The following is a 17,855-nucleotide window of genomic DNA, read 5'->3' as shown; positions in this document are numbered from 1 at the left end:
TGACATCGATCGTGCGGGCGGCGGGGACGAGGGCGCCTTCTGGAGGGGGCCGGGTGGGGTGCCGCTGAATGGGGGGTTTTGAATCTGATGGAGGGTCAGGTCGGTGTGTCGGGTGACAGAGAGCGGGCGGCATCGAGTATGGGCCGCAGAGAGTCGACGATCACGTCGCAGCCGGCCTTGCGCAGGCGGCGGTCGGCGGTGGGGGAGTCGGCGTAGCCGATGACCGGGAGGCCGATGCGCTGGGCGGCGGTGGCCTCGGCCGCGGCGGAGGAGATCAGGAGGCCGGCGGAGGCGGGCCGGCGGTCGTGCTTCAGGGCGCGCCGCAGACAGTCGGGGTCGGGCATCAACAGGCCGAGGTCGTGGCTGCGGCCGTGGACGGGTGTCAAAGGAAGGCGTCGGAGAGCCAGGTGGCCATGAACGCCTTGCTCGTGGAAGTCCGTGACCACGGAGATCCGGCGACCGGAGTCGTGCAGGGCGCTGAACAGGGCGGAGGCGTCCGGTGTCAGGCGGACCGCGGGGGAGACGGTGCGCAGTTCGAGGGTGTCGAGGCGCTCGCGGAGCAGGGGGCCGATGCTGCTGCCGGCGAATGCGCGGAGCACGTCGAGGGGGTGGACGAACTCTTCCTGCAGGGGGATCGGGCCAGTGCTGCCGGTGAGCGGACGGCCCGCCAGAGCATCCTCGGGGTTTCGGTGATCGACGACCACGGAGAGCAGGTCGAGGGCGGCGCTGCGGGCGGACTTCGTGGAGAACGGCCTGGCCAGCGGGCCTTCGAAGCCGAGCAGGACGACATCGGCGGCGCGCAGGAGGTCGGCCGGGGTCGGTGGGGCTGAGGTGGACGGCTGCCGGGAGACGGACGGCGGCTGCAGGGGTGTGGGGGCGGGCTGTGTATCTCCTGCCAGCTGAACCGAGCACGCCACCGACAACCCCGGTACCGGCCAGCTGCGCAGCCCTGCCCGCACGGCACGCTGGGCGGCCCCGGCCCGGCGCACCGGGTAGCGGCGGGTGATGCGGCTCGCCTCCTTGGCGAGGTGTCTGAGGAGGAGGTCGGCGACCTCCGTGGTCCCGCTGCGCAGGAGAGCGATCGGGTCCTCGACGTGCCAGGACAGATCTGCCGTGGCGGCGAAGGTGTCGCCGCCGGAACCGGGGAGGGAGAGGGTGGTGCCGGTCCGGTGCACCGTGAGGTCGACCTCGTAGTACTCCGTGAGCCGCAGGGGGCGTCTCGCGAGGGGGTGAGTCGGGAACAGGACGGTCATCGGACCGTCGCTCGGTGCGAGGACGACGGCCGTGCGGCCCGGGTCCGGGGCGGCGAGCCGACCCACATCCGGGGTGGTGAAAGGGCCCCGCACCAGGCTCTGGGGCCTCTCGTCCGGGCCCCGGCCCGGCACATGCAGGGTGCTGTACCAGGCGAGGGGCGCGCTGGGCCCCGTACCCGTGCGCAACGGTGCGAAGTGCGCCGGGCCGAGGGTGGCGGAGCTGTCCGCGAACTCCTCGTACAGGGTGGGGGAGACGACGACCAGCACCTCCGCGTCGTCGGCGTCGAGGACGGCCCGAACCTCCTCCGGAACAACCGGCCGGGTCGAGTCGGCGAACCACGGCGCGTGCCAGAACGTCACCCGCAACCGCGGCGGGTCCTCCACCTCCGCGAGGGCATCCGGCAGACTGCGCAGCAGCGCGACCAGCACGGGCAGGACGTAGGCGTCCGGCTCGGTCAGCACGACGTAGCCGTTGTCGCGGGCCAGCACCTCGTACTGGTGCGAGGCCAGATCCCCGCGGGACAGCAGCTGGGTCACCGTGCGGCCCAGGGCGTCCCGGGTCTGCGGATGCTCGTCCAGGCCCGCGGCCTCGAAGACGATCGTGGGCCGCTCCCGCCCGGGCGCGGCCCGCAGTTCGAGGTACAGCTCATGGAGGGCGGGGTCGATCGGATCGCCGTGCTGCCGCTGGCGCAGCTCCGCGTAGGACTCGTAGGTCTCCATCGCCTCCGTGATCCGGCCCGTCCCCTTGAGCGCCAGGATGTGCAGCCGGCGGATGTCCTCGCGATCCGGATGGTCCCGGACCAGATCGGTGAGGTCGGTGGCGGCCCGCTCGAAGTCCCCCAGCTCCAAGTCGAGTTCGGCCCGTGTGATGCACAGGGTGAGGCGCAGGGCCAGGAGCCGGGCGCGGGTCGCCTTCGCGGCGGGACCGGGGATGCCCGCCAACGGCTCGGCGTGGAACAGGCTCAACGCGTCCTGGATCAGGGAGCGTTGGGCGTCAGTGGTGAGGCCCTCGGTCCGCTCGGCGATCAGCTCCTCGGCGTGCTGTACGTCGATGTAGTCGCCCGGCAGATGGAGGGCGTAGCCGTCGGGGAGTTCGGCGAGGGTGCCGGGGCCGAGGCACTCGCGCAGTCCCGAGGCCATCCCGCGAAAGCGGTGTACCGCCTCCGTGGTCGGCGGAGGCTGCTCCCACAGTCCCGCGGCCAGTTTGTCGAGGCCGACGCGGCGACCGTGCTGGACGAGGAGCATGCACAGCAGGGCCTGGGCCTCCGGGGGCGGGAGGGTGAGGAAGCGGTCGGCGCGTCGGATGCTGAGCGGGCCGAGCATGGTGACGTGCAGGCGGTCCGCGTCCGACTTGGCGGGATCGGAGTCGTCCGACAGCGCCAGTTCTCGCACGCCGGGAACCGGGCTGTGGTAGTCCGACAGCCGCGCGCTCGCCCGAGTGAACCGCTCGTCGTCCGAGCTGTGTGACGCCAGGTTGGCCACAAGCGCGCGGAACTCCAGGAAATCCGAGTACTCGTCGTGTGCCTCCGACAGCTCGCCCAATTCGAAACGACTCAGCACCACTTCGCCGTCCGGTCGCAGCAGCAGCCCGTCCCAGCCGCCCTGCCCCCGCACCAGACCCCGCCCGTGCAGGGCGTCCAGTCCTGCCGCCACACCTCGTACCAGGCGAGCGAACACACCGAACGAGACCGCCGGTCCACTGCCCTGCAGCAGTTCGGCCAGCGTCACCCCGTCCACGAACTCGGCGACCAGATAAGGCCGTGAGTCCTCCACGCCGAAGTCGACGATGGGGACCACGTTCGGATGACGCAGCCCGGCCAGCGCCACCGCCTCCCGCAGGAAGCGTTCCTGGGGGGCTGCCTGCGCCCCGTACAGGTGCACCGCCACCTGCTCACCGGTCCATTCGTCCACGGCGGCCCACACCCGCCGGTTCGGCCCCCGCCGTCCCAGCGTCCGATACCGCCCACCGACGAGCCCTTCCTCCCCGCCTCCGCCCAGCCGCCGCACCGTCTCCGCACTGACCGTCGCGAACGCCGGCCCCGACCCACCGTCTCCGTCCGCCCCCCGTCCCCGGCGGACCTCCGCCCGGAACTCGCCCGCCGCGGCACCCGCCCGCTCGTCGATCAGCCCGCCCACCCGGGCCAGGAACTCCCGCGTCCGGGTCCGAGCCGTGCGTGGCAGTGACCGCAGCAGCAACTCCCGTACGCCCGGTCGGAACGCGTACGACCCCGGCGGCCCGCCGGTCGCCGTCAGCATGCCGCTCAGAATGATCTCGGCCAGGTGCTGGGGGCGGGGGCTGCGGTCCAGGGCGCGTTGGACGAGGCGCATCACCGGCAGGGAGGGGTCGGCCAGGGCGAGATGGCCCGCGATGCGGAAGGCTTCCGGGGAGGCGGTCGCCCGGAAGCGCAGCACCAGGTCCTGCGCCGGCAACGACGCGACGTCGGGGGCCGGTTCGGCGGGTGGTACGGGCGCGGGCGGCAGCCAGGCCAGGGCGCCGGGCGCGTGGCCGCCGCCCGGCGCGGCGATCAGGGCGGCCCAGTTGGCGAGCCAGGCCGGGGCCGGTTCCAGGACGGGGAGGGGGACGGCCCGGTCGTACGCGTCGTGCGGGTCGTACGGCGTGAAGGTGAGCGCGGTGGACGGTGCCGCCGAGGCCGGCGTGGTGAGCAGGCCGGGGGCGGCGGGCAGGGCTGTGGTGTGCCAGAGGTGTTCGGGCAGCGGCTGTACGACGGCCAGGGGCATGCGGGACGCCCAGCGGCGCAGGGTGCGGTACCAGCGGTCGCCCGCCGGGCCGGGGCGCCATTGCGGGCCCATGCAGTCGCTGACGATCAGGGTGACGGTGCGGCCGTCGGCGAGCGCGGGGACGTGCGGCGCGCGGCCGTCGGGGCCGGCGCGGTGCACGGTGACCGTGCGGAAGATGCCCGACTGGGCGAGCACGGTGTGCAGTTCGCGCACGAGGGGACGCCAGACGGGCATCGTCGGGCCCGCGTCGTACACCAGGTTCAGGCGCAGCCAGCGGTCCGGAGCGGGGCGCAGCACCGGCAACCAGACATCCGGGTGCGCGCCCAGCCGGGCGATCCGGTCGGCGGTGGCGTACTCGTCGAGAAGCCGGGCACGGGGCGCGGGGACCTTGCGCTTGAGGGGACGCAGGGCGCGTTGCAGGGCGAGGGGGTGGGGCAGCATCGGGGGCGCGGGGGCGAGCAACGGGGTACCGGCGCGCGGGCGCTGCGGGTCGGGGTGCGGCGGCTCCGGGAGGTGGAGGGGGATGCGGGCGTCGGGGGGGTGGGGTGGGGGACTGCGGGTGTTCGGGGGGCGGCGGCGGGGAGGGGCGCGGCGGCACGGCGGTGGGAGTGCGGGGCGCATCGGTGGGCGCCGTGGGGTGGGCATGGCCGTGGGGCGCCGTCGCCCGACCGGGGCCCCCGCGCTCCCCTACGGTCAACTGCTCGGCAAACCACAGCAGTTCAGCGATCTCGCGGGACGTGGGCCCGGCCTCCGGGGAGGCCTCCGCATGCGCGCCGGCGGCCAGGACGGCGGCCAGTCGGCCAATGGCGGGCAACCCCCGCCGGCCAGGAGGCGGGAGTCGGGAGGTCTGCGTCTCGGGATGCTGCGCCTCAGGGCCGTGTGTCTCAGAGCCTCGCCCCTCAGAGTCCCGCCCCTCAGAACCCGTCGCCCCAGACCCCCGCCCTTCCGGACCCCGCCCCTCAGACCCCATCGCCCTCAGCCGCCGCGCTCAAATACGGCATCAGCTGTTCGGCCAGCTTCTCGCGGGAGTCCGCTTCGAGGCCTGCGACGCCCGTGAGGTAGATGGCGTTGAGGAGCTGGTCCGTGGCCAGTTCGCCGGTGCCGGCGCGGGTCAGGAAGTCGGTGATCAGTGTCTGTGCCTGCGCGTCGGGTTCGCCGAGGTGGGCGCGGACGATGTCGGTGAGCTGGGTGTGGTCGGGGCGGCGCAGCCGCAGGCGGACGCAGCGGCGGAGGAACGCCGGCGGGAACTCGCGTTCGCCGTTGCTGGTCAGGACGACGAAGGGGAAGGCACGGCAGCGGACCCGGCCGCGCAGGACCGGCGCGGGGGTGTCCGTGCCGTCGGCCAGGACCTGGGCCCTGCCGTCGGGGGAGTGGCGGGCCGCGCGGACCAGTTCGGGGATCTCGTACTGGCCCTCCTCCAGGATGTTCAGCAGGTCGTTCGGCAGGTCGAGGTCGCTCTTGTCGATCTCGTCGACGAGAAGGGCGCGCGGGCGGTCGTAGGGGAGGAGGGCCGTACCGAGCGGACCCAGTCGCAGGTGGTCCTCGACGCCGTCGGGGGCCGGGCCGTGGCCGCCGTCCCGCCGCGCCGCGTACAGGCGGGACAGCGGGTCGTACTGGTAGAGCCCGTCGGCGAGGGTGCTGCGGCTGGTGATGTTCCAGCGCAGGACGGGGCCGAGGCGCAGCTCGCGGGCGACGGCGTAGGCGAGGGACGACTTGCCCGTGCCGGGCGGGCCGGTGACCAGCAGCGGGCGGCGCAGACACAGCGCGGCGTTGACCAGCTGGATGCTCTCCGGTGTCGGCACGTAGGTCCTCGCCCGGTGCGCGCGGTCCGGCGAGACGGCCGACTCGTCGTCGGTGTCGGCGGGCGGCGGCAGCGCGGGGCCGCCGTCGAAGGCCCGCCAGGGCGGCGGGCCGGGCAGCTCGGCGATGCCGTCGTGCGGCTCGTTGGTGCCGGTGTAGACGGACCAGTGCGGCATGGTGCGCTCTCTCCGGGGGCGGGGTGGGGCGGGACGTGTCAGGCGACCGGTGATCGGGTGTGTACGGCCGTGGCGTGCGGGTCGGTGAAGCGGCGTGGGTCGTCCCACAGGAGCTGGATGTCACGCGCCCAGTGGTCGTCCTCCGCGTCGGCCCGCTGACGCAGACTCAGGACGCGGCGCGGGAGCTGGGCCGGCGGCACCCGGGAGACGAGTCCGTCGAGGGCGTCCAGGAACGCCGTACCGGGGCAGTCGGCGCTGCCCGCGCAGTCCGCCTCCTCCGGGTCGCAGCCCCGCCGCGTCCACACGATCACCGGCGCCGGCGCGGTGACCGACGTCTCGAAGTGCGGGCGGGTGCGGGCCGCGCGGGGCGTCGCGCCGAAGCCCGCCAGGCAGATCTCGGACTGCAGCAGGGCCAGCCGGAGCTTCCTGGGGTCCTCGCCGCCGCCGCAGGACACGCGGTGCACGCGGCCGCCCGCGCGGGAGTCCAGGCGTTGCCAGGCGCTGGTGAGGACGTGCCGGGTGCTCGTTCTGCGCCGGGCGTGGTCGGTGACGACCACAGGGTGGACGCAGCCCAGCGGGGTGTCGTCGTCGGGACCCTTCTCCCAGCGGTCGACCGGCCAGTCCAGCCAGTCGCGGGGCAGCGCGAAGGCGATCAACTCGTCGGCGCCGGGCGTCAGATGACAGAACGCGTCCTCGATACGGTCCTGGACGCACGCCCGCAGCCGGGCCTTCGGGACGGTCTCCGCGGGTACCGGGTGCCGGTGCCCCGCGCTGTACGCGGACACCTCGACCCGCACCAGGTCGTCACCGGCGCCGCTGTGGCCGAGCTCGACCAGGATGGCGCCGGTCTCGGCCCGGGGCGGGGCGGTGAGCAGGGCGTCGAGCCGGTCCGCGAACCGCGTCACGGTGGCCGGATCGTCCACCTCGCACAGCACGAACCACGCCGCCGACCACAACGACCCGAATCCCTCGGCCGGCGGCAACGGATCGAACGGCCCGGCCGCGCCGGCGTACAGCCGCACGGGATCACAATCGAGACCGGCACGGGCGGCCTTCTCGACGAGGGCGCGCAGCCGGGGGCCGTCGGGATGGCCGGGGCCCGGGGCGGGTGCGCCGTGGTGGGGTGCGGGGGCCGTGGGGTCCGCGGTCGGCGTGCTCCGGAAGTGCGCGGGGATTTCGAGGGCTGCGGGCGGGCGCGCTGGACCGGAAGCGGGGGGCCACTGGGAGCGCACCGGATGTGGAGCGGGCTGCCCGGACACGTCATGGGCGTGTCCGGTGCCTGGTAACGGCGCGCCCCGGACGTACCCCGGCCCCGGCGTCCCCCACGGGCGTGCGGACCCCGGCAGCGGTACGAGCGCGCTCAGGTCGGGCCAGTACCGGGCCAGTACATGTGTGGGCATCATCCGGCCGGTGCGCACGTCATGAGGGCGGGCCGCTGCCGTGACCATGCCGATGACCTCACCGGTGTCGACCAGGGCGACCGCGGCGCCGCTGAAGCCGACGGCAAGCGGCTGGCCGTGGCCGCTCCAGGCCTCCAGCTGGACCCACTCCCCGCTGATCAGCCACTCGGCCACGCCGCGGAACTCGGCGATCGTGCCGTCGATGTCGTACCCGGCCGGGAACCCGTAGGCAACGAGCTTGCGGTCGCTGAGCGCGACGTCGGCGGGCGCGAGCGAGGCCGGGGTGATCGCCACCTCGCTGTCCAGCTCCAGAACCGCCAGATCGCCCAGTTCGGAGGCGCCGCCGTCCCAGCCGCCGTGCACGACGACCCGGGCGGCCACGGGGGCGTCCCCCGGGCGCTGCGGGAAGGTCACCGTCACCGGGTCGAGGTCGCTGTTGTCGACGACATGCGCGCAGGTCAGCACCTTGTCGCGGGCCACCAGGAAGCCCGCGCCGGACACCCGGCCCCCGCACTCGATCCGGGCGTGCCACTCGGCACCCTTCAGGCCTGTCATGACGCCCCCGTCATCCCGCTGCTCGTCGTCGTCCGTCAAGCATGCCCATTGTTCTGGACGGCAGTTGGGGTTGTCCCGGTTTCCTTCCCCTCCCTGCGACACTGCCTACCCTTCGACGACTCCCCGGATCACCCCCAGCTCCACCAGATCCTGCGGCCGAATCCGCAGCTGATCCGCCGTCGCCTCCACCTCCTCCACCCCCCGCTTCAGAATCGCCGCCGCCAACTCCGGCGCGATCACCGAGAAGTAGCTGTCGGGCGTCGCCCAGGTGTTGCCCGGTGCCGCCAGCGCCAGCGCGCCCCCCGACCCGCCCTCGCCGATGAGCAGCGTGGTGATCGGGACGCGGGCGCCGGCCACCGCGGTGAACAGGTCCGCGATCGCCGCGCCGACCCCCTGCCGCTCCGCCTCCGCGTCGTTGGCGGCGCCCGGGGTGTCCACCAGGGTGAGCACCGGGATGCCGAGCCGGTCCGCGAGGCGGATCAGGCGGGTGGCGGTGCGGTAGCCGGCGGGGCGGGTGGCGCTGCCGGTCTGGGCGGCGTAGGCGACCGTACGGCCGTCGTGGGTGCCGAAGCCGCAGCGGATGCCCTCAGGGTCGGTGCCGCCGCAGCGATCGCCGCTGATCGTGACGCGGGTGGTGAAATAGGCGTCCAAGTAGGCCTCGGCGTGCGGGCGTTGCGGGGCACGGGCCCGCCGGACCGCCTCCCAGCCGGTGGCCGGCAGGTCGGGCCCGCCCAGGGCGCGGGGCACCGGCGCCTCCTGCGCGGGCGGTCCCGCCAGCAGCCGCAGCCACCGCCCCAGCTCCGCCCGCAGCTCCTCCGGCCGGACCACCGCGTCCACCGCCCCCGCCGCCAGCTGCGCCTGCGCCGTGTACGCCGTCGGATCGGCGTCGGGCGGGCGGACCCGGGAGCCCGCGAAGCCGACCTGGGCGCCGGGCAGGGCGAGGGTCACGTCGGCGCCCGCGCCGAGGGTGGCCCAGCCGCCGCCGGTCGTCGGGTCCCGCAGGACCGCGATCTGCGCCAGGCCCGCCTCCCGGGTGAGCGTCGACTGCTCTGCCACGCGCTGGAGTTGGGTCAGCGCGAACATGCCCTCCTGCATCCGGCTGCCGCCCGTGGCGACCAGCGGGACGACCGGGAGACGGTGGGCGCGGGCATGGGTGTACGCGGACTCCAGGCGGTCCCCGGTGCGCCGGCCGAGTGAGCCGCCCAGGAAACCGAACTCGAAGGCCAGCAGCACGACCCGGGTGCCCGCCACGCTCGCGGTGCCGCAGACGACCGACTCATCCTCGCCGGTGCGCTCGCCGGCACGCGCGCGTGAGGCGTCGTAGCCCTGCCAGCCGAGCGGACCGTCCGGTCCGGAATCCCTTGCCGGGTACGGGAGTTCGGTGAAGGTCGAGTCGTCGGCGACCAGCGCGATCGTCTCGCGTGCCGACGGGCGCCGCTCAGTCATGGGTGAGGGCCCGCTTCATGATCTTCCCCATGTCGTTGCGGGGGAGGGCGTCGAGGTAGTGGACCCGGCGCGGCCGCTTGTGCGGGGCCAGGCGGGCGGCGACATGGTCCGCCAACTCGTCGGCGCCCGGCGGTGACTGGGGATCCGCCGGGACGATCCACGCCACGATCCGCTCGCCCAGGTCGGCATCCGGTTCGCCGGTGACGGCGGCCTCCCGCACGCCCGGGTGCTCGAGGAGGGCGTTCTCGATCTCGCCCGCCCCGATCTTGTAACCCCCGCTCTTGATCAGGTCGGTGGCCTTGCGGCCGACGATCCGGACGTACCCGTCGGGGTCGCGCACCGCCATGTCGCCGGTGCGGAACCAGCCGTCCTCGGTGAACGCGGCCGCCGTCGCGTCGGGGCGGTTGAGGTACTCGGTGAACAGGTTCGGGCCGCGCACCTGGATCTCGCCCACGGTCTCGGCGCCGTACGACGTGATCGGCGTCCCGTCCTCCTCCACCAGCCGCAGCTCCACGCCCGGCAGCGGTACGCCCACCGCACCGGGCCGCGGCTCGCCGTCCGCGCGGACGCTGGTGTTCATCAGCGTCTCCGTCATGCCGTACCGCTCGATGACCCGCTGTCCGGTCGCGGCCGTGATCCGCTCGTGGTCGTGCACGGGGAGCGCGGCCGAGCCCGAGACCAGGAGCCGGGCCTTGCCGAGCGCCTGCGCCAGCCCCGGGTCCTCGGGGAGCGCCTGGGCGATGCGGTGGTACATCGTCGGCACGCCGAACAGCATGGTCGCGCCGCCGTTCAGCTCGCGCGCGACGCCTTCCGTGTCGAACCGGCCCAGGTGGCGCACGGATCCGCCGCGGCGCAGCGGGCCGAGGATGCCGAGGACCAGGCCGTGCACATGGAACAGGGGCAGCCCGTGCACGAGGGTGTCGTCGCCGGTCCACTGCCAGGCGTCGGCGAGCGCGTCCAGGGTGGCGGTGATCGCCCGGCGGGGGATGACCGCGCCCTTGGGCGGGCCGGTGGTGCCGGACGTGTAGACGACGAGGGCGGGGTCGCTCTCGCCGGCCTGCTCGGCCGGGCGGGGGGCGGCGGCCCGTACGTCCACGTCCACTCGCGTCAACTCGCCGACGGGTGCGGGGAGTTGATCGCCGGGTGCCGCGACTACGAGGCTCGGCGTGCTGTCGGACAGGATGTGCCCCAGCTCCTTCTCGCCCGACTTCGGGTTGAGCGGTACGGCGGCGATCCCGGCCTCCAGCGCCGCCACCACGGCGACGGCGGTCTCCAGGGTCGGCGTCGCCCACACGGCGACCCGCGCCTCGCCCGCGATCCGGCCCGCGAGGGCACCGGTCGCGGCGGAGAGCTCCGCGTACGTCAGGGCCCGGTCACCGAACCGCAGGGCAACCCGCCCCGCCGGACCGGCCGTCAGGGCCGGGAAGAGAGAGGACACGCGTCGTACTCCTTAGCTGTCTCTGCCTGTTGTCACCTGGTCGCCCGTGGCGTCGTGCACGTAGGTCTACGACCTACCCCCAGCCCGGCACGACCAGCACCAGCCACACCACCGCGGGCACCGCCGCCACCACGATCCCTCCGTACACCATCAGCTGTCGGAAGAAACGCTCACGGTCGACGTCCGGTGCCGCGGCCAGCACCAGCGCGCCGTTCGTCGAGAACGGACTCACGTCCACGACGGTCGCCGACACCGCGAGCGCCGCCACCATCCCGACGGCCCCGATCTCGCCCTGCGCCAGGAACGGCACGGCGAGCGGGATGAGCGCGCCCATGATGCCGACGGACGAGGCGAACGCCGATACGAGCGCGCCGATGTAGCACAGCAGGACGGCGGCCAGCAGCGGCACGCCGATGCCGCTGACGCCCTCGCCCGCCCAGGTGATGGTGCCCATCTCGTCCAGTACGCCGACGTACGTCAGCACACCGCAGATCAGCAGCACCGTGGGCCAGGCGATCTCGCCGACCGCCGTACGGCTGTCCGCCGGCCACGCCGTGCTCAGGACGACGGCGAGGGTGATCGCGGTCAGGCCGGCGTCCAGGTCGAAGGCGAGAACGGCGACGACGAGGGCGACCAGGGAGAGGAGGGTGGCGGTACGGGCGGGGGTGAGGTGGGCGGCGATGGGCGCCTCGGGGCGGACGGCGACGGCGGTACCGCCCGCGGCCGTACCGGCGGGTGAGGTTCCGCCACCGGCGGTGCCTCCGGGCGGGTTCTTCGCCGGGTCCGCCTTCACGGCGCTCCCGCCGCCGGAGGTCCCGTCCTCCGTGGCCGTCACCGCGCCCTGTGACCACAGCTTCAGTCCGCCGAAGAGGACGAACACGACCGCCGCGATGACGAGGTTGACGATCAGGGACGCCAGGAAGAGGGCGACCTCGTTGCCCGGCAGCTTCTCCCGTTCGACGATGCCGTTGACGATCGAGCCGTAGATGCTGATCGGCGAGAAGCCGCCGGCCTGGGCGCCGTGCACGACCATCGCGCCCATCAGCAGCGGGCTGATCCCGTAGCGGGCGGCGAAGCTCAGCGCGATCGGCGCGACGATCGCAACCGCTGCCGGGCTCACGGCACCGATGGCGGTGAGCGCGCCGGTGAGGGCGAACATCACCCAGGGGATGAGCGCCACCCGGCCGCGGACGAGGCGGATCGAGGCGTGCACCAGCCAGTCGGTGGTGCCGTTGGCGCGGGCGATCGCGAAGAGGTACGTGACGCCGACGAGGACGACGAAGAGGTCTCCGGGGAAGCCGGCGAAGATGCCGTCCGCGTCGAGGTCGGCAACGAGGGTGCCGACGGCGAAGGCGGCGGCGAAGGCGAGCGCGCCCATGTTGATCGAGCGGGTGGTGGCGATGACGAACACCACGGCGAGGACGAGGATCGAGATGAGTTCGGGGGACATGCGGGCTCCCGTCTTTGGGTCCCGAGTGATGGAGTGAGTGGACGAGTGGCTGAGCCAATTGGGGCGCCTGGCTGGTTAGCGTGGGTGCGCCGGCCGGGCGCGTCAAGGGGTCGCGCGCAAATTGGCTGAGCCACTCTTCCACTCGGGGGCCCGGTGTTACGCTCCCGACGAGAGGGGGAGCCCGTGACCGACGCCCTGCGGCCCATGGCCAAACAGCGCCTGTACGAGCAGGTGCTCGACCGGCTGCGGCAGTACGTCACCGAGGGCGGCCTGCATGCCGGTGACCGTCTGCCGCCCGAACGGGACCTGGCCCAGCGGCTGGGGGTCAGCCGGGCCTCGGTGAAGCAGGCCATCGTGGTCCTGGAGGTCCAGGGCCTGGTGGAGGCGCGGCACGGCGGCGGCACGTACCTGGTCCGCGACAGCCTCGACGTGGAGCCGGTCGAGAAGCTGGTCGAGCGCCGCAGGCGCCTCCCCGACGTACTGGAGGCCCGCGAGGCGCTGGAGACGAAACTCGCCGAACTGGCCGCGGAGCGCCGTACGGACGACGACCTGGCGGCGATGCGTGCGGCCCTCGCGCACATGGCCGAGGAGATCGAGGGCGACGGTCACGGCGTGGAGGGCGACCGCCTCTTCCACGCCGCGGTCACCGCCGCCGCCCACAGCAGCATCCTCGCCGAGTTCATGCGCTCCATCGCCGAGCAGATCGCCGAGAGCCGCACGGAGTCGCTCCGCCAGCCCCACCGCCCCGCCCGCTCCCTCGCCCAGCACCAGGCCATCCTGGACGCGATCGCCGACCGGCGGCCCGGGCGGGCGGCAGCGGCGATGCGCCGCCATGTCCGCACGGTGGCGAAGGTGCGGTTGCTGGACTGGGAGCCGGAGGAAGAGGGCCGGTAGAGAGCGTCTGTCAGGCCGCCGCAGAGAACGTCTGTCAGGCCGCCGCAGAGAGCATCTGTCAGGCCGCCGCCTCCACCACGTCCGCCACCACACAACTCACGTTGTCCGGTCCGCCGGCCTCGTTCGCCGCGTCGATCAGGGCGTGTACGGCGGTGTCGGGGGACGGGGTGCTGGTGAGCAGGTGGCGGATGCGGGCGTCGGGGACGACCGTGGAGAGGCCGTCGGAGCAGAGGAGATAGCGGTCACCGGGTTCGGCGTCGCGTAGGCGGAGGTCCGGGGGAGTGGTCGGGGAGAGGGATTTCAGGAGCAGGGAGCGCTGGGGGTGGGTCGTGGCCTCCTCCGGCGTCAGCCGGCCCTCGTCGATCAGCGACTGGACCACCGTGTGGTCCTCGGTGACGCGGAACAGGGCCCCGTCGCGCAGGAGATAGGCGCGGCAGTCACCGATGTGGACCAAGGCGAGGCGGGAGCCCGTCCACAGCAGTGCCGTCAGAGTCGTTCCGGCGTCATCGGCACCGTCCACCGCGTCCCGGACCGCCTCCGTGGCGCCCCGCACCGCCTCCTCCAGCAGGTTCAGGACGTCGCCCGCCGGGAGTTCGGCCGTGTCCAGGAAGCGCAGCGCCTCCACCGCCGCGCTGCTCGCGGGCACACCCGCCGGGCCGTAGCCGTCGGCCACCGCGAGCAGCCGGTTTCCCGCATAGGCGGTGTCCTGGTTGGCGGGGCGGGTCCGGCCCCGGTCGGAGTGGGCGGCGTAGCGGAGTTCCAGCATGGTGGTGTCCTTCCTCGGTGCTGCGACGAGTTGGTCGACGAGGAACACGGCGAGATCCCGCCGTACGGCCGTCTCCGCCTCGACCTGCGCCCAGTAGGCATGGATCGCGTGGGCGGCGTCGGCCGCCGGCAGCGCGCACACCTGACGGATCCGGGCCAGCGGCATGCCCAGCCGCCGCAGCCACGCCACCAGGCGGGCCCGCTCCAACTGGTCGACGGCGTAGTACCGGTACCCGGTGTCCGGGTCGACCCGGCGGGGCTTCAGCAGCTCCAGCTCGTCGTACAGCCGCAGTGCCTTCGGCGACAGCCGGCAGGCCTTCGAGAAGGCCCCGATCGTCAGCATTTCCTCGCGCATCCCGATCCCCTCCGGTTCCTCGGCACCGATGCTGTGGCTTCACCGAAGGTGAAGGTCAAGCGGCCCGCCCCGGTTCCGGGAGCGCCGCCCGGAACGCGCTTGTTAGCCTGCGCATCGCACAGCCGTGCTACCTGTCGTCCCGCCTGCGTCCGACCTGGAGGAACCCGCCGTGGCCCGCATCGCCCTCGTCACCTGCCGTCCCGGCCCCGAGGTCAGCGCCGACCGCGACCTCCCGGTGCTGCTGCGGGCGCTGCGGGAGGCCGGAGCCGAGGCGGAGTCCGTGTACTGGGACGACGAGCAGATCGAGTGGGGCGGGTACGACCTCGCCGTGATCCGCTCCACGTGGGACTACAGCTGGCGCGCGGCCGAGTTCCTGGCCTGGGCGGAGCGCTGCGGCAAGGCCACCCGGCTGGCGAACCCGGCCGAGGTGGTCCGATGGAACGCCGACAAGCGCTACCTCGGCGACCTCGCCGCGGCCGGGGTGCCCGTGGTGCCCACCCGCTACCTCGCCCCCGGCGACACCCCCGACCTCCCCCTCGACCACGAGTACGTCATCAAGCCCACCTCCGGCGCCGGCGCCCGCTTCGCCGCCCGGTACACGCCCGACGGGCACGACACGGCCGTACGGCACCTCGCGCGCATGCACGCCGAGGGGCTCACGGCGATGGTGCAGCCGTATGTGAAGGGCATCGACGTCAGCGGGGAGCGAGCCCTGCAGTTCTACGGCGGCCGCCTGCTGCACGCCAGCCGCAAGGGTGCCGTCCTGACCCCCGGCACGCCGTACGACGAGCACAAGGTCGCCCACCCCGGCCTCGAACCCTGGACCCCCACCCCGGCCGAACTCACCGTCGCCGAACGCGCCCTGGCCGCCGTACCGCACACCGCCGAGCTGCTGTACGCGCGCGTGGACCTCGTCGACGGGGAGGACGGGCCGGGCGGGCAGCCGCGGGTGATGGAGCTGGAACTCGTCGAGCCGAATCTGTTCTTGTCGCTGCACGCCGGGTCGGTGCCGGGGGTTGTGGAGGCGATCCTCGCGGCGGCCGTCGGCTAGCCGCGAACCGCCACCCGCTGCAGCAACCCCCACGTGAACTCCGCGACCGCCTCCCGCCGCACCCCCTCCCCGTCCGGCGCCGCGAAAGCCAGGCCCCAGCGCGTCGGGGCCGTCCCCTCCAGGGGCCGGGCGGGGGCGAAGGCGCGGGCCGCCTCGTCGACCGTGCAGGACCACGGGGTGAGGTCGGCGAGGGTGCGCAGGGGCGGGGCCGCGGAACCCGGGGCGCGGACGAGCCATTCGTTCCAGACCGCGCCGTTCGGGGCGAGCAGCACCTCGAAGCGGAGGTCCGGCCAGAGCGGGACCGGCCACAGCCAGGCCTCGCAGTCCAGGTCGCCGACCTTGCGGGTGACGACGGACTCGGGCGCGCCCAGCACCGAGCGGTAGCGGGAGGCGGCCCCGCGTGCTCGCGGGGAGCGGACCATCGCCTGCCAGCGCTTGTTGGCCTCGCGCATGTCGGCGATCGAGACGCCCAGCTCGTGGCGGGCGCCGTCCACCAGGTCCGGGTTGTGGTCGGCCATGCGGCGCAGCAGCACCAGCTGGAAGTCGAGCGGGGTGAAGGGGCTAGCGGGGTGCTTTCCGGAGGGCATGCGGTCCATCGTCGCCCACGGGGCGGCGGCCGTCGGGCAGAAAGAGGACCGAATTGACGTACCGGGGGCCGCGGAACGGCAGCACGCGGCGCAGCAGGCCGTGGGTGACGACATGGGCGGCCTCGGCCTGGTGGGCCTCCAGCGGGAAGGCGGACAGGGGGATCCAGTCGCGGCCCGGCAGGACCCAGCCGTCGTAGCCGAGCAGGGAGAGATACGTCAGCACCGGGGCGATCGGCTGGATGCGGGACTCCAGCTCGACGAACAGGGCGGGCCGGTCACGGGCGAGGATGCCGGTCGCGCCGCGCAGCACCGCGAGTTCGCTGCCGTCCACGTCGACCTTGACGAACCCGACGTCCTTGAGGCCGAGTTCGTCGAGGGTGACACAGCTGACCGGGAGTGCCGTGGCGTGGATGTTCCGGCGGACCAGGGAGGACACCCCCCGGTCGCCCGCGTCGTGCGGCGGCAGCCAGAGCCGGGCCGCGCCGGGGCGCTCGGCCGCCGCGGCCTGCACGACCCGGACGTTGGGCGGGGCCGTCGCGGCGAGGAGCCGCGCGAGGTGCGGGACCGGTTCCACGGTCACCACCCGGCGGGCCCTTCTCGACAGCCGCCGCGTCCACGGGCCGTACCACCCGCCGACGTCCACGGCCGTCCCGCACCCGGCGGGGCACAGCTCCGCCAGCCGGGCCAGCTCGGGCTCGAAGCGCGGGTACACGGCCCGGGCGACGGCGGCGACCAGGCGGGTGGGCAGCAGGGGGGCGATGCTCGCGGCCAGGGTCATGGGGCCATCCGTTTGAGTAGTTCCTCGTGTTCGGCCTCGGAGACCTGCTCCCCGGAGGCCGGCAGCAGCTGGGGGATACCGTCCACGATCGGGTAACGGCGGTGCAGGCGCGGGTTGTAGAGCGCCTCGGCCGCTTCCTCCGCCTCGCCCGGCCCGTCCGGCACGACGAGGTGCAACGGCCCCTTGTCGAGCGGACACGCCAGGATCTGGAGCAACGGGTCGTCGGGCTTCATGGTGGGGTCAACTCCTTGGCGCCGATGGATGGTTGGGGAGACGGTGCGGCCGGTGGGTCATGCCTCGGCATCGACAGCAGTACGACGACGGCGAGCGCCGTACCCGCGACCCGCAGCGCCAGCCGCAGCGGTTCCTCGGGCAGCGCCTCGCCGAACGACAGCGTGCCGAGTACGGCCGTGTACAGGCAGGTCACCGTCGTGCACACCGGCACGATCAGCGAGGCCCGGCAGCGTTGCAGCGCCGCCTGCGACATGACCAGCCCGAACGCGCCGGTGAACAGCAGGAGGTACGGGTACGGCGAGCGCAGCAGATCCAGCACGGCGCCGCCGATTCCGCTCGTCGTCAGGTAGCTCGACACCCCCTTGATGGCCAGCGAGCTGACCCCGTACAGCAGCCCCACCGCCACTCCGTACTCGACGCCGGTCGTCGGCAGCCGGTGCCGGTGCCGGGCCCTGCGCTCGGCGGAGTTGTACAGCCACACGCCCGCCGCCAGCGAGGGCACGCACACCAGCAGGATCAGCGGATACGGGGCGGCCCGGCCGACGGCCTCGCCGCCGCCCGGTCCCTCCCGCAGCGACAGCACGACCATCAGCAGCGCGGCGAGGATCGCGCCGAGCGCGTACCGCTCCCGCCCGCTGGTCTCCTCGCCCAGCAGCCGTGCCGAGAGCAGCACGAGGAGCACGAGCCCGGAGACGAAGATGCCCTGCGCGGCGGCGATGGGCAGCGTGCGGTAGACGACGAGCTGCGCGCCGAATCCGGCGGCGAGGGCGAGCGAGCCGCCGATCCACAGCGGGCTGCCGAGCACCAGCCGCAGCAGCCGGGCGGGTTGCCGGATGCTCACCTGCGGAAGGGAGGTGAGCGCCCGTTTCTCCAGGACGAAACCGAGGCTGTACAGGGTGTTCGCCATCAGGGCCGCGCCCACTCCCCACCACAT

13 protein-coding genes are annotated in these 17,855 nt (G+C 73.8%); 2 read left to right on the top strand and 11 right to left on the bottom strand.

From position 1 onward, the window contains the following. Positions 1-95: 95 nt before the first annotated feature. From AB5J55_RS13155 to AB5J55_RS13130, 6 genes are all read right to left on the bottom strand, one after another. Positions 96-4,613, bottom strand: a complete 4,518-nt coding sequence (locus AB5J55_RS13155) for an SAV_2336 N-terminal domain-related protein (protein ID WP_369270854.1) — start codon at positions 4,611-4,613, stop codon at positions 96-98. 338 nt (positions 4,614-4,951) lie between these two features. Beyond that, a complete protein-coding gene (locus AB5J55_RS13150; protein ID WP_369270853.1) occupies positions 4,952-5,968 on the bottom strand; it encodes an AAA family ATPase in 1,017 nt (338 codons plus the stop codon). 38 nt (positions 5,969-6,006) lie between these two features. Continuing rightward, complete coding sequence (locus AB5J55_RS13145; protein ID WP_369270852.1) at positions 6,007-7,962, bottom strand: trypsin-like peptidase domain-containing protein; 1,956 nt, start codon at positions 7,960-7,962, stop codon at positions 6,007-6,009. Between the two features lie 66 nt (positions 7,963-8,028). Continuing rightward, positions 8,029-9,369 carry a carboxyl transferase domain-containing protein gene (locus AB5J55_RS13140; protein WP_369270851.1) on the bottom strand — a complete coding sequence of 447 codons (1,341 nt, stop codon included), beginning with the start codon at positions 9,367-9,369 and terminating at the stop codon, positions 8,029-8,031. Further along, positions 9,362-10,807: an acyl-CoA synthetase gene (locus AB5J55_RS13135; protein WP_369270850.1), complete on the bottom strand. Its 1,446-nt coding sequence runs from the start codon at positions 10,805-10,807 to the stop codon at positions 9,362-9,364. Before AB5J55_RS13135 ends, AB5J55_RS13140 begins: the two co-directional genes overlap by 8 nt. A gap of 73 nt (positions 10,808-10,880) precedes the next feature. After that, complete coding sequence (locus AB5J55_RS13130; RefSeq protein WP_369270849.1) at positions 10,881-12,257, bottom strand: SLC13 family permease; 1,377 nt, start codon at positions 12,255-12,257, stop codon at positions 10,881-10,883. A 183-nt stretch (positions 12,258-12,440) separates the two neighbouring features. On the opposite strand from AB5J55_RS13130, the gene AB5J55_RS13125 reads away from it, so the two are divergent. Then, a complete protein-coding gene (locus AB5J55_RS13125) occupies positions 12,441-13,151 on the top strand; it encodes a FadR/GntR family transcriptional regulator (protein ID WP_369270848.1) in 711 nt (236 codons plus the stop codon). A gap of 58 nt (positions 13,152-13,209) precedes the next feature. Here the strand turns inward: AB5J55_RS13125 and AB5J55_RS13120 are convergent, their stop codons facing one another. Then, the gene (locus AB5J55_RS13120; RefSeq protein WP_369270847.1) at positions 13,210-14,271 is read right to left on the bottom strand and encodes a MerR family transcriptional regulator; all 1,062 of its coding nucleotides are present in this window, start codon (positions 14,269-14,271) and stop codon (positions 13,210-13,212) included. Between the two features lie 169 nt (positions 14,272-14,440). Here AB5J55_RS13120 and AB5J55_RS13115 point away from each other — a divergent pair, with 169 nt between their 5' ends. After that, entirely contained in the window at positions 14,441-15,322 is an 882-nt protein-coding gene (locus AB5J55_RS13115; protein ID WP_369270846.1) for a RimK family alpha-L-glutamate ligase, read from the top strand. On the opposite strand, the gene AB5J55_RS13110 is transcribed toward AB5J55_RS13115, so the two are convergent. From AB5J55_RS13110 to AB5J55_RS13095, 4 genes are read right to left on the bottom strand one after another with little or no spacing between them, the layout of a single operon-like run. Then, a complete protein-coding gene (locus AB5J55_RS13110) occupies positions 15,319-15,918 on the bottom strand; it encodes a hypothetical protein (protein WP_369270845.1) in 600 nt (199 codons plus the stop codon). The two genes, AB5J55_RS13115 and AB5J55_RS13110, sit on opposite strands and share 4 nt — an antisense overlap. Beyond that, positions 15,884-16,687, bottom strand: a complete 804-nt coding sequence (locus AB5J55_RS13105) for an FkbM family methyltransferase (protein WP_369270844.1) — start codon at positions 16,685-16,687, stop codon at positions 15,884-15,886. Before AB5J55_RS13105 ends, AB5J55_RS13110 begins: the two co-directional genes overlap by 35 nt. Then, positions 16,684-16,920, bottom strand: coding sequence for a Trm112 family protein (locus AB5J55_RS13100; RefSeq protein ID WP_369270843.1), 237 nt, complete (start codon positions 16,918-16,920; stop codon positions 16,684-16,686). The genes AB5J55_RS13105 and AB5J55_RS13100 overlap by 4 nt, the downstream gene beginning before the upstream one ends. Further along, complete coding sequence (locus tag AB5J55_RS13095) at positions 16,917-17,843, bottom strand: hypothetical protein (RefSeq protein ID WP_369276173.1); 927 nt, start codon at positions 17,841-17,843, stop codon at positions 16,917-16,919. Before AB5J55_RS13095 ends, AB5J55_RS13100 begins: the two co-directional genes overlap by 4 nt. Positions 17,844-17,855: the final 12 nt, after the last annotated feature.

The organism is Streptomyces sp. R11 (assembly GCF_041051905.1).
Taxonomy (GTDB): Bacteria; Actinomycetota; Actinomycetes; order Streptomycetales; family Streptomycetaceae; genus Streptomyces.
Note: the sequence above shows the minus strand (reverse complement) of the source record. Positions and strands in the feature narration are given on the sequence as shown.

Excerpts from the sequence above, each read along its gene's own strand:
- AB5J55_RS13155 (WP_369270854.1), bottom strand. The coding sequence starts at position 4,613 with ATGCGCCCCGCACTCCCACCGCCGTGCCGCCGCGCCCCTCCCCGCCGC.
- AB5J55_RS13150 (WP_369270853.1), bottom strand. The coding sequence starts at position 5,968 with ATGCCGCACTGGTCCGTCTACACCGGCACCAACGAGCCGCACGACGGC.
- AB5J55_RS13140 (WP_369270851.1), bottom strand. The coding sequence starts at position 9,369 with ATGACTGAGCGGCGCCCGTCGGCACGCGAGACGATCGCGCTGGTCGCC.
- AB5J55_RS13130 (WP_369270849.1), bottom strand. The coding sequence starts at position 12,257 with ATGTCCCCCGAACTCATCTCGATCCTCGTCCTCGCCGTGGTGTTCGTC.
- AB5J55_RS13120 (WP_369270847.1), bottom strand. The coding sequence starts at position 14,271 with ATGCGCGAGGAAATGCTGACGATCGGGGCCTTCTCGAAGGCCTGCCGG.
- AB5J55_RS13110 (WP_369270845.1), bottom strand. The coding sequence starts at position 15,918 with ATGGACCGCATGCCCTCCGGAAAGCACCCCGCTAGCCCCTTCACCCCG.
- AB5J55_RS13105 (WP_369270844.1), bottom strand. The coding sequence starts at position 16,687 with ATGACCCTGGCCGCGAGCATCGCCCCCCTGCTGCCCACCCGCCTGGTC.
- AB5J55_RS13100 (WP_369270843.1), bottom strand. The coding sequence starts at position 16,920 with ATGAAGCCCGACGACCCGTTGCTCCAGATCCTGGCGTGTCCGCTCGAC.